12 protein-coding genes are annotated in these 15078 nt (G+C 59.3%); 3 read left to right on the top strand and 9 right to left on the bottom strand.

What is annotated here, in order from left to right:
- Positions 1-47: 47 nt before the first annotated feature.
- The 4 genes from garD to kdgD form a co-directional block, all read right to left on the bottom strand.
- Positions 48-1601, bottom strand: coding sequence for a galactarate dehydratase (garD, locus tag CLU80_RS17930; protein WP_099757995.1), 1554 nt, complete (start codon positions 1599-1601; stop codon positions 48-50).
- Between the two features lie 11 nt (positions 1602-1612).
- Complete coding sequence (locus tag CLU80_RS17925; protein ID WP_034154459.1) at positions 1613-2977, bottom strand: MFS transporter; 1365 nt, start codon at positions 2975-2977, stop codon at positions 1613-1615.
- Positions 2978-3077: 100 nt separating this feature from the next.
- Positions 3078-4523 (bottom strand): aldehyde dehydrogenase family protein, encoded by a 1446-nt coding sequence (locus CLU80_RS17920; RefSeq protein WP_099757994.1) that lies wholly within the window; start codon positions 4521-4523, stop codon positions 3078-3080.
- A 75-nt stretch (positions 4524-4598) separates the two neighbouring features.
- Positions 4599-5510 (bottom strand): 5-dehydro-4-deoxyglucarate dehydratase, encoded by a 912-nt coding sequence (kdgD, locus tag CLU80_RS17915; RefSeq protein WP_093435890.1) that lies wholly within the window; start codon positions 5508-5510, stop codon positions 4599-4601.
- Positions 5511-5806: 296 nt separating this feature from the next.
- Between kdgD and CLU80_RS17910 the strand changes: the two genes are divergently transcribed.
- The gene (locus CLU80_RS17910; protein ID WP_099757993.1) at positions 5807-6187 is read left to right on the top strand and encodes a hypothetical protein; all 381 of its coding nucleotides are present in this window, start codon (positions 5807-5809) and stop codon (positions 6185-6187) included.
- 4 nt (positions 6188-6191) lie between these two features.
- Here CLU80_RS17910 and CLU80_RS17905 read toward each other — a convergent pair whose 3' ends face one another.
- From CLU80_RS17905 to CLU80_RS17890, 4 genes are all read right to left on the bottom strand, one after another.
- On the bottom strand, positions 6192-6941 hold the full coding sequence (locus CLU80_RS17905) for a FadR/GntR family transcriptional regulator (RefSeq protein WP_175559635.1): 750 nt from the start codon (positions 6939-6941) through the stop codon (positions 6192-6194).
- A 190-nt stretch (positions 6942-7131) separates the two neighbouring features.
- Positions 7132-8859, bottom strand: coding sequence for an ABC transporter ATP-binding protein/permease (locus CLU80_RS17900; protein WP_099757992.1), 1728 nt, complete (start codon positions 8857-8859; stop codon positions 7132-7134).
- A 96-nt stretch (positions 8860-8955) separates the two neighbouring features.
- Positions 8956-9516, bottom strand: coding sequence for a response regulator transcription factor (locus tag CLU80_RS17895; protein WP_003221630.1), 561 nt, complete (start codon positions 9514-9516; stop codon positions 8956-8958).
- Positions 9509-10771 carry an ATP-binding protein gene (locus CLU80_RS17890; RefSeq protein ID WP_038357512.1) on the bottom strand — a complete coding sequence of 421 codons (1263 nt, stop codon included), beginning with the start codon at positions 10769-10771 and terminating at the stop codon, positions 9509-9511. The genes CLU80_RS17895 and CLU80_RS17890 overlap by 8 nt, the downstream gene beginning before the upstream one ends.
- 315 nt (positions 10772-11086) lie before the next feature.
- On the opposite strand from CLU80_RS17890, the gene CLU80_RS17885 reads away from it, so the two are divergent.
- Positions 11087-11803 carry an SIMPL domain-containing protein gene (locus tag CLU80_RS17885; RefSeq protein ID WP_016984326.1) on the top strand — a complete coding sequence of 239 codons (717 nt, stop codon included), beginning with the start codon at positions 11087-11089 and terminating at the stop codon, positions 11801-11803.
- A 171-nt stretch (positions 11804-11974) separates the two neighbouring features.
- Here CLU80_RS17885 and CLU80_RS17880 read toward each other — a convergent pair whose 3' ends face one another.
- Entirely contained in the window at positions 11975-12331 is a 357-nt protein-coding gene (locus CLU80_RS17880) for a DUF6124 family protein (protein ID WP_099757991.1), read from the bottom strand.
- A 973-nt stretch (positions 12332-13304) separates the two neighbouring features.
- Here CLU80_RS17880 and CLU80_RS17875 point away from each other — a divergent pair.
- Complete coding sequence (locus tag CLU80_RS17875; RefSeq protein ID WP_099757990.1) at positions 13305-14906, top strand: ABC transporter substrate-binding protein; 1602 nt, start codon at positions 13305-13307, stop codon at positions 14904-14906.
- Positions 14907-15078: the final 172 nt, after the last annotated feature.

Here is a 15078-nt window from a genome sequence, read left to right as displayed (position 1 = left end):
CCGGGAGAGGGCTGGGGTGAGGGTAACTTTTGCCCCCCCCAAAACCATCAAGTAATCGGCGCCGGATTGAACAACGTAATGTCGTTATGCAACTTGTGCTTCTCCGCCCACGTCTGCTGCTTGCCGCTCGCCACATCCAGGTAAAAGTGGAACAACTCCCAACCCAACTCCTCGATGGTCGCCCGCCCGGTAGCAATTCGCCCGGCGTCGATATCGATCAAATCAGGCCAACGCTGCGCCAGCTCCGTACGCGTAGAGACCTTCACCACTGGCGCCATCGCCAACCCATACGGCGTACCCCGCCCGGTGGTGAACACATGTAGGTTCATCCCCGCCGCCAACTGCAACGTCCCGCAGACAAAATCACTGGCCGGCGTCGCACAGAAAATCAAACCCTTCTGCTTGAACCGCTCGCCAGGGCCAAGCACGCCATTGATCGCGCTGCTGCCGGATTTGACGATCGACCCCAGCGACTTCTCGACAATGTTCGACAGCCCACCCTTCTTGTTACCGGGCGTGGTATTGGCGCTACGATCCGCTTCACCCTTGGCCAGATAACGGTCGTACCAGTCCATCTCACGCACCAATTCCTCGGCGACGGTTTTGCTATCGGCGCGCGATGTCAGCAGGTAAATCGCATCGCGCACTTCGGTGACTTCGGAAAACATCACCGTCGCCCCCGCCCGCAACAGCAAATCCGAGGCGTAGCCCAGCGCCGGGTTGGCGGTGATCCCGGAAAACGCATCGCTGCCGCCGCACTGCATGCCGAGGATCAACTCGGAGGCCGGCACGGTTTCGCGGCGGCGCTGGTCGAGTTTCTTCAAACGGACTTCGGCCAGCGCCATGATCTGCTCGATCATCTCGGTAAAACCGTGACTGGAATCCTGCAAGCGATACAGCCACGGATCGCTGAGATCCACCGACGCATCGTCCTCATGCATCACCTGCCCGGCCTGAAGTTTCTCGCAGCCCAGACTGATCACCAGCGCTTCACCACCGAGGTTCGGGTTGCGCGCCAGGTTGCGCACGGTACGAATCGGGATGTAGGCGTCAGTGGCAGTGATCGCCACGCCGCAGCCATAACTGTGAGTCAGCGCCACCACGTCATCGACATGCGGGTACTTCGGCAGCAGTTCTTCCTTGATGCGTTTCACCGCGTGATCGAGCACGCCGGTGACGCACTGCACCGTGGTGGTAATGCCGAGAATATTGCGCGTGCCGACGGTACCGTCAGCGTTGCGATAACCCTCGAACGTGAAGCCTTCCAGCGGTGCCTGCGCGTCCGGCACCTCGGTGGACAGCGGCAGGCTGTCCAGCGGCGGCGCGGTCGGCATGCGCAGTTGATCTTCCTTGACCCAACTGCCACGGCGAATCGGCTGCAACGCGTAGCCAATCACCTGACCGTAGCGAATCACCTGGCCGCCCTCGGGAATATCTTCGAGGGTGACCTTGTGGCTCTGCGGCACAAATTCCAGCGTCACCAGGCCATCGGCAAACTCAGTGCCGGCCGGTGCGCCCTGGTCGTTGACCACGACCACCACATTGTCCCGCTCGTGCAGGCGGATGTGGCGCGGCGAGTCGGAATGTTCAATCAACTGCATGACGCCGCTCCTCAGGAATGCGCTTGAGACAATTTACCGGTGGCTTCAGTACCGCCATTGGTTGGCGGCTCTTTGAGGACCACGCGTTTGATCGGGCCAACGATGACCAAGTAGCTGAACACCGCCACCAGTGCGTTGGCACCGACAAACACCAGCGCCCATTTGAACGAGCCAGTGGAGCTGATGATGTAGCCAATCACGATCGGCGTGGTGATCGATGCGATGTTGCCAAAGGTGTTGAACAGGCCTCCGCTCAGGCCGGCGATCTGTTTTGGCGAAGTGTCGGAGACCACTGCCCAACCGAGTGCGCCAACGCCTTTGCCGAAGAAGGCCAGAGCCATGAAGCCAACCACCATCCATTCCACATCAACATAGTTGCAGGCGACGATACTGCTGGAAACCAGCAGGCCAGCGATGATCGGTGCCTTGCGGGCGAAGGTCAGCGAGTGGCCTTTGCGCAACAAGTAATCGGAAATCACCCCGCCGAGCACGCCGCCGATGAAACCGCAGATCGCCGGTAGCGAGGCAATGAAACCGGCCTTGAGAATGGTCATCCCACGCTCTTGTACCAGGTACACCGGAAACCAGGTCAGGAAGAAATAGGTGATGCCGTTGATGCAGTATTGACCCAGATACACACCGAGCATCATGCGGTTGGTCAGCAACTGACGGATGTAATCCCATTTCGGACCATCAGCCTTTTTGCCTTGCTTGACGTCCATGTCGACCATGCCGCCGTTGTCGGCAATGAACTGCACTTCCGCTTCGTTGGCCAGCGGGTGTTGACGTGGGCTGTGGATAACCTTCAGCCAGATGCCAGAGAAGACGATGCCGAACACGCCCATGACGATAAACACGTGTTCCCAGCCGAAGGAGTAAACGATCCAGCCCATGAGCGGAGCGAACAACACGGTGGCAAAGTATTGCGCCGAGTTGAAGATCGCCGAAGCCGTACCGCGCTCGGCGGTCGGGAACCATGCCGCCACGATGCGCGCATTACCGGGGAACGACGGCGCTTCAGCCAGACCGACCAGAAAGCGCAGCATGAACAGCGCAACGATCGCCGTGGACATGCCGAACTCACCGACAAAGCCTTGCAGCACGGTGAACAGCGACCAGGTGAAAATGCTCAGGGCATAGACTTTTTTCGAGCCGAAGCGATCGAGCAGCCAGCCACCGGGGATTTGCCCGGCCACATAGGCCCAACCGAATGCGGAGAAGATATAGCCGAGGGTAACCGCGTCAATGCCCAGATCTTTTTGCAGGCTGGAGCCGGCGATGGCGATCGTGGCGCGGTCGGCGTAGTTGATCGTGGTCACCAGAAACAGCATGAGCAGGATCAAATAGCGGACGTGAGTCGGCTTGGACGATTGCATGTAGATGTACTCCCACTGATTATTTTTATGCGCGGGTGAATCTTCTTTGGTCTTCCCTGTAGGAGCTGCCGAAGACTGCTCCTACAGGGGTATTGCCTTATCAGGAACCGATGTAACTGGTCTTCACGACCGTGTAGAACTCTTGCGCATAACGGCCTTGCTCACGTGAGCCATAGGATGAACCTTTACGGCCACCGAACGGAACGTGGTAATCGACGCCAGCGGTCGGCAGGTTGACCATCACCATCCCGGCCTGCGAATGACGTTTGAAGTGGTTGGCGTACTTCAGCGAGGTGGTCGCAATACCCGCCGACAGACCGAACTCGGTGTCGTTGGCCATCGCCAGCGCCGCGTCGTAATCGGCCACGCGAACGATGTTGGCCACCGGGCCAAAGATTTCTTCGCGGCTGATGCGCATCGACGCTTCACTGTCGGCAAACAGCGTTGGCGCGAGGAAGTAGCCTTCGGTGTCGCAGGTCACCAGACCGCCGCCGCTGACCAGACGCGCACCTTCGGACTGGCCGATGTCGATGTACTTCATGTCCTGTTCCAGCTGCGCTTGCGAAACCACTGGACCAATATCGGTACCGGATTTCAGCGCGTGGCCGACCTTGATCGACTTCATGCGCTCGGCCATGGCTTCGACGAATTTGTCGTGGATCCCGGCAGTGACGATCAAGCGGCTGGAAGCCGTGCAACGCTGACCGGTGGAGTAGAACGCGCTCTGCACCGACAGCTCGACCGCTTGTTTGAGGTCGGCGTCGTCAAGAATGATCTGCGGGTTCTTGCCGCCCATTTCCAGCTGCACTTTCGCCTGACGCGACACGCAGTTAACGGCGATCTGACGACCCACGCCCACCGAACCGGTGAAGCTGATGCCGTCGACTTTCGGGCTCTGCACCAACGCATCGCCAACCACGCGACCGCTGCCCATCACCAGGTTGAACACGCCAGCCGGGAAGCCGGCGCGGGAGATGATTTCCGCCAATGCCCAGGCACAGCCCGGAACCAGATCGGCGGGTTTCAATACCACGCAGTTGCCGTAGGCCAGGGCTGGGGCGATTTTCCACGCAGGAATCGCGATCGGGAAGTTCCACGGGGTGATCAGACCGACCACGCCCAGCGCTTCGCGAGTCACTTCAACGTTGACGCCCGGGCGCACCGACGGCACGTAGTCGCCGGACAAGCGCAGGCATTCACCGGCGAAGAATTTGAAGATGTTGCCGGCGCGGGTCACTTCACCGATGGCTTCGGGCAGGGTCTTGCCCTCTTCCCGGGCCAGCAGGGTGCCGAGCTCTTCGCGACGGGCGAGAATTTCGCTGCCGACTTTATCCAGCGAATCGTGGCGGGCCTGAATGCCCGAAGTCGAGTACGCCGGGAACGCGGCGCGGGCGGCGTCGATGGCGGCGTGAACCTGAGTCAGATCAGCCTTGGCGTAGTCGCCGATGGTGTCACTCAGTTCCGAAGGGTTGATGTTGGCCGAGTAGTCGGCACCGGCAATCCATTCACCGTTGATGTAGTTGTCGTAGCGTTTTGCAGTTGTCACAGGGGCAGCCCTCACATCTCAAAGCCTTCACGCAAAAAGCCGCTGATTGCTCAGCGGCCTCGCTTTTATCGGGTGTTACTGCGCACCTTGCTTGTCGATCAGCGCGGCGAGCATTTCGTACTCTTCGCCAGTCAGATCGGTCAGCGGCGCCCGCACCGGGCCTGCGTCATAGCCGGCGATTTTCGCGCCTGCCTTGACGATGCTCACGGCGTAACCGGCCTTGCGGTTGCGGATGTCGAGGTAAGGCAGGAAGAAGTCGTCGATGATCTTACCGACAGTGGCGTGATCTTCACGGGCGATCGCGTGGTAGAAGTCCATCGCGGTTTTCGGGATGAAGTTGAACACCGCCGAGGAGTAAACCGGCACGCCCAGCGCCTTGTAGGCCGCGGCGTAGACTTCGGCGGTCGGCAGACCACCCAAGTAGCTGAAGCGATCACCGAGGCGGCGACGGATCGACACCATCAACTCGATATCGCCCAAGCCATCCTTGTAACCGATCAGGTTCGGGCAGCGCTCGGCCAGACGTTCCAGCAGCGGCGCGTTGAGGCGGCAAACGTTGCGGTTGTAGACGACCACGCCGATGTTGACCGATTTACACACGGCTTCAACGTGAGCGGCAACGCCGTCCTGGCTGGCTTCGGTCAGGTAGTGCGGCAGCAGCAACAAGCCTTTGGCGCCCAGACGCTCGGCTTCCTGAGCGTATTCGATGGCCTGGCGAGTCGAACCGCCGACGCCGGCCAGAATCGGCACGCTGGTTTCGCAGGTGTCGACGGCAGTCTTGATGATTTCCGAGTATTCGCTGGCGGCCAGGGAGAAGAACTCACCGGTGCCACCGGCGGCGAACAAGGCTGAAGCGCCATACGGAGCCAGCCATTCCAGGCGTTTGATGTAGCCCGCGCGGTTGAAATCGCCCTGCGCGTTGAAATCGGTCACCGGGAAGGACAGCAGGCCGGCAGAGAGGATGGACTTCAGTTCTTGTGGATTCATTATTCGAACACCCTGGTAGCAACGTTTTTTGTGAGTGGACCGTTCAGCCTTCGCTGAAGTTGTAGGTCATCGTACAACTTAAAAGATAACCGTCAACTGCATTTCATCGTTGTGGGTGGTTTTTTGTCGGACAAAAGTGTTTAAGCCAAATGGCGAATCAGCGTAAAGGCCCGTTTTTACTGGGCTACATTGCAGAAATGTCTGGTCAAGATTCGTTTACTGAGCGCAGCTACCACGCCGGGTAAGGTGCGACGACTGCCACGAAGGATCGTGGCGGACCACCGAAGGAAACCGAAATGTCCACGAATTACGCTGCCCCGACCCTTTCGCAAATCGCCGCTTCGTCCTCCGACATCCTCACGCTTCAGCTATCGACACTGCCCGATGTGTTGACCGCACTCGTCCCGGATTCCAGCGACTTCCCGGCGAACTGGAGCGTTTACCCGATTCTCGGCGACGACCCGGAAACGCCCCTGTGGGCAGGCGAAGAAGTGGATACCGGCACCTGGGACGATGCTGAAGACGAGATGGAGAAACTAATGGGGATCGAATTGCAGATCCCCAAAGAGGCACTGCGTCCGTACCTGAACACGGACGTCGAATTGCGCTACAAGTTTGTCGATGAGTCGAGTATGGAGCCGTTTTCGCAGGCGTTGACGTTGCGGATCGAGGCCTGACGGCTTAACCCCGCTGCGCCTGTGCCTCTTCATGAGCCTGGCGCAGTCTTTCACGGCTGTTGGTCAGGTGCAGACGCATCGCCGCACGCGCGGCATCTGAATCCTGGCGGGCAATCGCGTCGTAGATTTCTTCGTGCTCACGGCTCAGGCGGCTCATGTAGTGCTGCTGATCATCATGGGCCAGTCGTGCCGAATTCAGCCGCGTACGCGGAATGATGCTGGTGCCCAGGTGGGTCATGATGTCGGTGAAGTAACGGTTGCCGGTGGACAGGGCGATTTCCAGGTGGAAGGCAAAGTCCGAAGCAACAGCATCACTGGCATGGGCAGCGCTTTCGTTGAGCGCATCAAGGGCGGCGCGCATGGTCGCCAGTTGCTCGGCGCTGCGACGTTGCGCGGCAAGGCCGGCAGATTCGACTTCGAGGCTGATGCGCAATTCGAGAATCGCCAACACGTCACGCAGGGTGACGACGGTGGCCGGGTCGATACGGAAACCACTCGGGCTTGGCGTGTCGAGCACAAACGTGCCGATGCCGTGGCGGGTCTCCACTTGACCGGCCGCCTGCAAACGGGAAATCGCCTCGCGCACCACGGTGCGGCTGACGCCATGGGCTTCCATGATCGCCGACTCGGTAGGCAGTTTGTCACCGCGCTTGAGCAGGCCATCGCGGATCTGCTCGCTCAGCACCGTCACCAATTCCTGGGCCAGGCTGCGGCGCTTGCGCGGGAGACGCGGGGTGTCGATCAGGTTTTCCATGGTGTGCATCTTGTCTCGAAAATTCGGCTTGGGGGCATCATAGCTCAAGCGGGTTGTACGATCACTTTCCGGTTTACATCGCTTTATGTAGGAGTGAGCCTGCTCGCGATGACGTCCGCACATTCAGCATCAATGTGACTGACCCAACGCTATCGCGAGCAGGCTCACTCCTACAGGGGTTTAACGGTGATCAGGCAGTCACGGTCTGTTCAACCAAATGGCCGCTGTCGATCCGCACGTGCCGTGGATGGAAGCGTTTCAAGCTGCTGCGATGGCCAACGCTGACAATGCTCAGCCCCGGCAACTGATCGATCAGCGCCTGATAAAGCGTCGCTTCATCCTCTTCATCCATCGCCGAAGTCGCCTCATCCATGTACAGCCACTGCGGTGCGTAAAGCAACGCACGGGCGAAAGCCAGTCGTTGCTGCTCACCCGGCGAGAGCATGCGTTGCCAGTGATTGGCCTCGTCCAGTCGCCCAATCAGATGCGGCAAGCGGCAGGTTTCCAGCACTTGTGCATAACGCTCCGGCGCGTAACTGTCGCCCGGCTGTGGATAACTCAACGCCTCGCGCAGAGTGCCGATCGGCAGATACGGTTTCTGCGGCAGGAACAGATACCGCGCCGCCGGCAAACGAATGTTGCCGTGCCCCGCCGGCCACAAATGCCCCATCGCCCGCAGCAGCGTCGACTTGCCGCTGCCAGAACGGCCGCTGAGCATAACCCGCTCGCCGGGTTCCACAGTCATGTCGGCACTGGTCAACAGATGGCGACCATCGGCCAGATCCAGACCGAGGTTGTGCACCTTCAATTCGCTGCCCTGATTCTGCACATCGATGGCCGGGGTGCGTTCTTCGTTGTTGCTCATCGCATTGCGGAAACTCAGCAACCGGTCACACGTAGCGCGCCACTCTGCCAGTCCCTGATAAGCACTGATGAACCAGCTGAAGTTCTCTTGCACATTGCCGAAGGCCGAGTTGATTTGCATCAGCTCACCGAGTTCGATTTTGCCGCTGAAGTACCGTGGGGCAGCCACCATGAACGGAAAAATGATCGCGATCTGCTCATAACCCGAGGTAAAAAACGTCAGCCGCTTGGACACTCGCATGATGTCCCAGAAATTGTGCCAGACCAGCCCGAAACGGTTACTCAGGCGCCGGTTTTCATTCGGTTCGCCGTTGTACAAGGCGATACTCTCTGCATTCTCGCGAACCCGCACCATCGAGAAACGCAGGTCGGCTTCAAAACGTTGCTGGTTGTTGTTCAAACCGATCAGACGCCTGCCAATCAAATGCGTCAGCCAACTACCAATCACCGCGTACACCAATGCACACCAGAACATGTAACCGGGAACCGTGAAACCGAACACCTCAATGCTTCCGGAAACGCCCCACAGGATGATCGAGAACGACACCAGACTGACGACTGTGCGGATCAGACCCAAGCCAAGGGCCAGTGTGTTGGCCGTGAATTTATTAAGGTCTTCGGAGATCCGCTGGTCCGGGTTATCGGTATAGCCACCCTGCTCCAGTTGGTAGTAGTTCTTGTGCTCCAACCACCGGGTGAAATGCTTTTCGGTGAGCCAGGAACGCCAGCGGATGGTCAGCATTTGCGTCAGATACTGGCGATACACGGAGCCGAGAATCGCCACCGCCGCGATACCGCAGAAATACAGGATCAACTGCCAGAAGGCCGCCTCGTCCTTCTTCTGCAAGGCGTTGTAAAAATCCTTGTACCAACTGTTGAGCCACACCGCGATCCATACGCTGAACAGCGTAAGCGCGATCACGGCAATCAGCAGCGTCCAGGCCTTGCCCTTCTCTTCGCTGCGCCAGTAAGGCGTGATCATCGCCCAAACCTTGCGAAAAAACTGCCCGCGCACAGCATCGTTGACCGCGGAATATTCAGCGTTCTGATTCATGGATAAGGCTCGAAATAGGAAAGAACAGACACGCACCGATCATAGATGATCGGTGCGTTTTATCGCGAGGGCTGGCGATAGTCGTTCAGCGCAGGTTCAGCGACGAACCGGGCGCTTCTGCAGTTTGCGCTGCAGGGTGCGGCGGTGCATGCCCAAGGCGCGGGCAGTGGCGGAGATGTTGCCTTCGTGCTCGGTGAGCACGCGCTGGATGTGTTCCCACTGCAGGCGGTCGACCGACATCGGGTTTTCCGGCACCAGACTGTCGAGGTCGGCGTGTTCGGACAGCAGCGCGGCCAGCACGTCGTCGGCATCGGCGGGTTTGCACAGGTAATTGCAGGCGCCGCGCTTGATCGCTTCGACCGCGGTGGCAATGCTCGAGTAACCGGTGAGGATCACCACGCGCATTTCCGGGTCCAGCTCCAGCAGCTTGGGCAGCAGCACCAGACCGGAATCGCCGTCCATTTTCAGGTCGAGCGCGGCGTAATCAGGCAGATCGGCCTGGGCGATGGTCAGGCCTTCTTCGGCAGAACCTGCGGTGCTGACGCGAAAGCCACGGCGAGCCATGGCACGGGCCATTACTCGGGTGAACGTTGCGTCGTCATCGACCAGCAGCAAATGCGGCAGCTCTTCGCCTTCGACTTGGATTTCGTCACTCATGTTGGTCTCCTCGGGCGCCGTGGGGCAGGCGCAGCTCGGTGAGCGTGCCGCCTTCCTCATGACTATAGAGTTTCACTGAGCCGCCGGCGCGTGTCACGCTGGCCTTGCTCAAAAACAGGCCCAGGCCGAAACCTTTGCCCTTGGTGGTAAAAAACGGTTTGCCGATCTGTTCGGCGATGGCCAGCGGCACACCGGCGCCGTGGTCACGAATGCTGATGGTCACGGTTTCCGCGTCCCAGTCCAGGGTCACCTTGAGGTTTTCCGGGCAGGCGTCGGCGGCGTTGTTGAGCAGATTCAGCAAGGCCTGGGTCAGATCCGGCGGCGGCGCCATGCGCGGCACGGTGCCTTGGCCGAGACGGTGGAAGCGATAACTGGCCTCCGGACGCATCAGGTGCCAGCGGTTCAGCGCTTCGTCGAGCCAGTCGGTGACGTCCTGCATCTCGACAGCCAGACGCCGGTTGGCCTCGGCGGCCCGCACCAGTTGCTGCAAGGTCTCCTTGCAGAGTTTGACCTGATCCTGCAGCACCTTCAGATCATCCTGCAGCATCGGGTCGGGATGGTCCTGCTGCATTTCCTTGAGCAACACGCTCATGGTCGCCAACGGCGTGCCGAGTTCATGGGCAGCGCCAGCGGCTTGGGTGGCGACGGCGAGCAGTTGCTGATCGCGCAGGCCTTCTTCACGGCGAATCGCGCGTAATTCTTCCTGACGGCGCAGCTCCTCAGCCATGCGCGCGGCGAAGAAGGTGATCACCGCAGCGGCCAGCGCAAAGCTCAGCCACATGCCGTAGATCTGCAGGTTTTCACGGGCGACCGGCAAGGTTTCCAGCGGATAGAAACGCGTCAGCATCACGGTGTACAGCGCCAGCGCGATGCCGGACAGGATCACCGAATAGCGCCATGGCAGCGTCACGGCGGCGATGGTCAGCGGCACCAGGTAGTAGGAAACAAACGGATTGGTCGAACCGCCGGAGAAATACAGCAGCGCACTGTGGATCACCAGATCACAGGCCAGTTGCAGCGCATATTCGAGTTCGGTCACCGGCCACGAAGTGCGCAAACGCACGGCAGTGAACACGCAGAGCAGCGTCGAGCAGCCAAGGGTCATCGCCAGTTGCACCCACGGCAACGGCAACAATTGCAGCCAGTAGGCCAGGCCTACGGAGCCAGCCTGCGCGGCGAGCACCAGGGTGCGGATGAAAGTCAGCCGCCAGAGGTTCTGGCGAGTGGCGGAAGTCAGTTGTACGGGGGCGAGCATGAGCTCTCCTGATGAGCGCTCCAGGCGGATCGCACGGAGTATAACCAACGCGCGGCCTTGAGAGGCGAAAGTGCGGCAAACGACCACATGGCGGAAACATCTTCGGCGGCTATAAGGACGCCTTCGCGAGCAGGCTCGCTCCCACCTTTGAAATGCATTCCCCTGTGGGAGCGAGCCTGCTCGCGAAGGGCTGCGCAGCAGCCCCGGCCATCTGTATAGAAGTTGTAACTGGGCGAACCGGATCATAAAAGCTAGAGTCTGATGGTTTCACGCAGGCCCCCGAACCATCACCTGCGCCCTCATCAAGGAGCTTTCATGCACACATTTCGCCGCAGCGCCGCCCTTCTCGCCCTGACCGTCGGCAGCATCGCCAGCCTTCCGGCCCTGGCCGCCGATGAGCTGCACTACAACCAGATTTCCCTGCGCGCCGAAGTCAGCACGGAAGTCGCCCGCGACCTGATGATCGTCACCCTCTACACCGAAGAACAAAACACCGACCCGGCCAAACTCGCCGCCGACGTCAGCACCACCATGAACAAGGCCCTGGCCCAGGCCAAGCAAGTCAAAGACATCACCCTGCGCCAGGGTAGCCGCAACAGTTACCCGATCTACGACACCAAAGGCCAGAAAATCACCGGCTGGCGTGAGCGCGCGGAACTGCGTCTGGAAAGCGCCGACTTCGCCGCCCTGTCCAAACTCACCGGCGAACTGCTGGGCGACCTGAAAATGGGCGGCATGGACTTCGCCATCGCCGACCCGACCCGCAAATCCAGTGAAGACCAGTTGCTCAAAGAAGCAGTGACCGCCTTCAAGGCCCGCGCCCAACTGGCCACCGACGCACTGGGCGGCAAGGGCTACAAAATCGTCAACCTGAACCTCAACAGCAACGGTTATCCACAACCGTACCTGCGCGCACCGATGATGATGAAAGCGGCGGCGATGGATTCGGCGCCAGTGACGCCGGAAGTTGAAGCGGGCACTAGCCAGGTGAGCATGACGGCAGATGGCTCGATTGAAGTGTTGATGCAGTGATTTGATTTGCGCTGAATGAAAAACCGCCGATCGGTGAATGATCGGCGGTTTTTTTGTGCCTGGGATTTGCTGTGGATGAACCACCGTCTTCGCGAGCAAGCTCGCTCCCACAGTTTGAAATGCATTCCACCTGTGGGAGCGAGCTTGCTCGCGAAGAACGATAACGCGGTCTCAGGTCTGCGGGTCAACCCGATCCAGCGCCCGATTCACCGCCAGCTCGGCCAGCATGATGATCTGCTGAATCGCCAACGCCGTATTGCGCTCGGGCCGGCCCAGTTGATCGGCAAAGTTACCGGTTAACGTGTTCGCCGACGCCAGTGACTCACAGGCATGCGCCAGCAGGCTTTCGGTGTCGATGTTCGGCTGGATCAGGAACATCGTGCTGGGCTGCCGGGGTTTGACCGGGTCGGGGCTGAGGTAGAAATCCAGGGCGCGTTTGATGGCTTCGCGGGTTTTGATCTGGTCTTCGGCGCGGATGGCGTCTTCGAGTGGGGTATCGAGGGGTGGGTCAGGTATCAATTTATCCATGGAAAATTTCCTTATGAACTGACGCCATTCATTTCCGATCTCACTCGAGAAATGAGGTGGCAACTATGCACGGAGTGAGATTACCGGTAAGGAAACCAACCCGGCCGGACAAAAGTCCGCCCGTACATAGCCGCCATAAAAACTGCTGACAGCATGAGCTGGCGGCGATTATGGAGGGGCTTGTGCAGGTTTCCAAATTCAATAACCGGGAATCTCACCTCCCGATCGCTGAGTTTTCAGCGACACCCAGAGCCTAAAGAGCGCACGTCCGACGGACAACCTGAAAACCTTGTGGGAAGGTTCTGGTTATTTGCATCAGATTTAAACAGCCAAAAGCCAACCCTCACCCTAGCCCTCTCCCAGAGGGAGAGGGGGACTGACCGTGGTGTTTGGGAGAGTTACGCCGACGTGCAATACCGCGTCGAACTGAGGCTTTGAAAAACACACAAATCGGCCCCCTCTCCCTCCGGGAGAGGGCTGGGGTGAGGGGCAAATCCACCACAAAACCAAAGCCGAACACCCGCTTTTCACCACTCAATAGGCCGAGTGTCAGCTCGCCTGCTTTTGATCTTGACCCACCGGCGACGTCGGAAGGCTGAGCGGAGGGATTGATCCGGGCGTGGGAGCGCAGCGACCGTTTGGCGCAGCCAAACACAGCGGGAGTAGGTGCAGCGAAGCAAACCGGAGACGCTGCGCCCGGATCGATCCCGCAGCGAAGGAACCCCGAGCCCCAGCGAGCGGGCCGAACGTAGGAGCAAGCGTTTTTTGCTTACTTTTTTTGGCGTTTGAAAAAAAGTGAGTCGCCGTCAGGGCGAAACCCTAAGCAGCCGTTACCGCAGCAACGGATATGTACCCAAAAAAGCCCCTACATATACCGAGATAGACACTCCAACAGGAAAAACGATATTTCCGAACACCCCCAAATCCCCGCTACCCTCAAAAAACCACCACCTCCAATCTCCGCGGGGACTCCATGCCAAGATTCACTCTAAAACCACTATTAATCACCCTCGCACTAACAACCATAGCCCCGCTGGCAAACGCCGCCACAACCCTGGTCTACTGCTCCGAAGCCAGCCCCGCAGGCTTCGACCCCAGCCAATACACCAGCGGCACCGACTTCGACGCCTCCGCCGAAACCGTCTTCAACCGCCTCACCCAATTCAAACGCGGCGGCACCGACATCGAACCCGGCCTGGCGACAAAATGGGACGTCTCCAGCGACGGCCTGCAATACACCTTCCACCTACGCCAAAACGTAAAATTCCACACCACCGACTACTTCAAACCGACCCGAGACTTCAACGCCGACGACGTGCTCTTCACCTTCCAGCGCCTCCTCGACCCGGATAACGCCTTCCGCAAGGCCTACCCCGCCGAATCCCCCTACTTCACCGACATGGGCCTCAACACCACAATCAAATCGGTAGAAAAACTCGACGAGCAAACCGTGCGCTTCAACCTCAACAACGTCGACGCCGCGTTCGTGCAAAACCTCGCCATGAGCTTCGCCTCGGTGCAATCAGCCGAATACGCCGCGCAACTGTTGAAGGAAGGCAAAGCCGCCGACCTCAACCAGAAACCGATCGGCACCGGCCCGTTCGTGTTCAAGCGCTACCAAAAGGACTCGCAAATCCGCTACGCCGCCAACACGGCCTACTGGAAACCCGAAGACGTGAAAATCGACAACCTGATTTTCTCGATCACCCCGGACGCCGCCGTGCGCCTGCAAAAACTCAAGGCCGGCGAATGCCAGGTCAGCGGCTACCCACGCCCGGCCGACATCGAAGTGATGGAAAAAGACCCGAATCTGCGCGTGCTCAAACAGGCCGGTTTCAACCTCGGCTTCCTCGCCTACAACACCACCCACGCGCCACTCGACCAGCTCAAGGTGCGGCAGGCGCTGGACATGGCCATCGACAAACCGGCAATCATCAAAGCTGTCTACCAAAGCGCCGGCCAGTTGGCGCAAAACGCCTTGCCGCCGGCGCAATGGTCGTATGACCCGAATATCAAGGACGCTCCCTACGACCCGGTAAAAGCGCGGGTGCTACTGAAAGAAGCAGGGGTTGCGCCGGGTACAACCATCAACCTTTGGGCGATGACAGTGCAACGCGCCTCAAACCCGAATGCGCGGATGTCGGCGCAGATGATCCAGCAGGATTGGGAGAAAATCGGCATCAAGGCCAACATCGTCAGCTACGAATGGGGCGAGTACATCAAACGCGCGAAAAATGGCGAACACGACGCCATGATTTATGGTTGGACGGGTGACAACGGTGACCCGGACAACTGGCTGGGCGTGCTCTACAGCTGCGCGGCGGTAAAAGGCAGCAACTACGCCAAATGGTGCGATCCGGCCTACGACAAACTGGTGCAACAGGCCAAGTTGGCCACCGACAAAGATCAACGGGTAAAACTGTATCAACAGGCGCAACTGATCCTGAAACAGCAGGTGCCGATCACACCGATTGCCAACTCCACGGTGTTCCAGCCGCTGCGCAAGGAGGTCACTGACTTCCGGATCAGCCCGTTCGGTCTTACCCCCTTCTATGGCGTGGGTATAAATAAGTAACACCAAGCCCCAAGGCGGCGCGCACAACGTGACCAACGCACCGTTTTGGGGCTTCATTTGCACCGTAAAAACCACCCGCAAACGGTCAAATGCGTCAGAAGTTACACAGATGCGACATTAAGGTACGTTCGTGCCACGCTTTGTGGCCGGCAGTCGTTCTGGATCTTGCAAT

Origin of the sequence: Pseudomonas sp. 29 (assembly GCF_002754355.1) — a bacterium.
In the GTDB taxonomy this organism is placed as follows: domain Bacteria; phylum Pseudomonadota; class Gammaproteobacteria; order Pseudomonadales; family Pseudomonadaceae; genus Aquipseudomonas; species Aquipseudomonas neuropathica.
The sequence above is the reverse complement of the archived record's forward strand: the minus strand, read 5'-3'. Positions and strand labels throughout refer to the sequence as shown.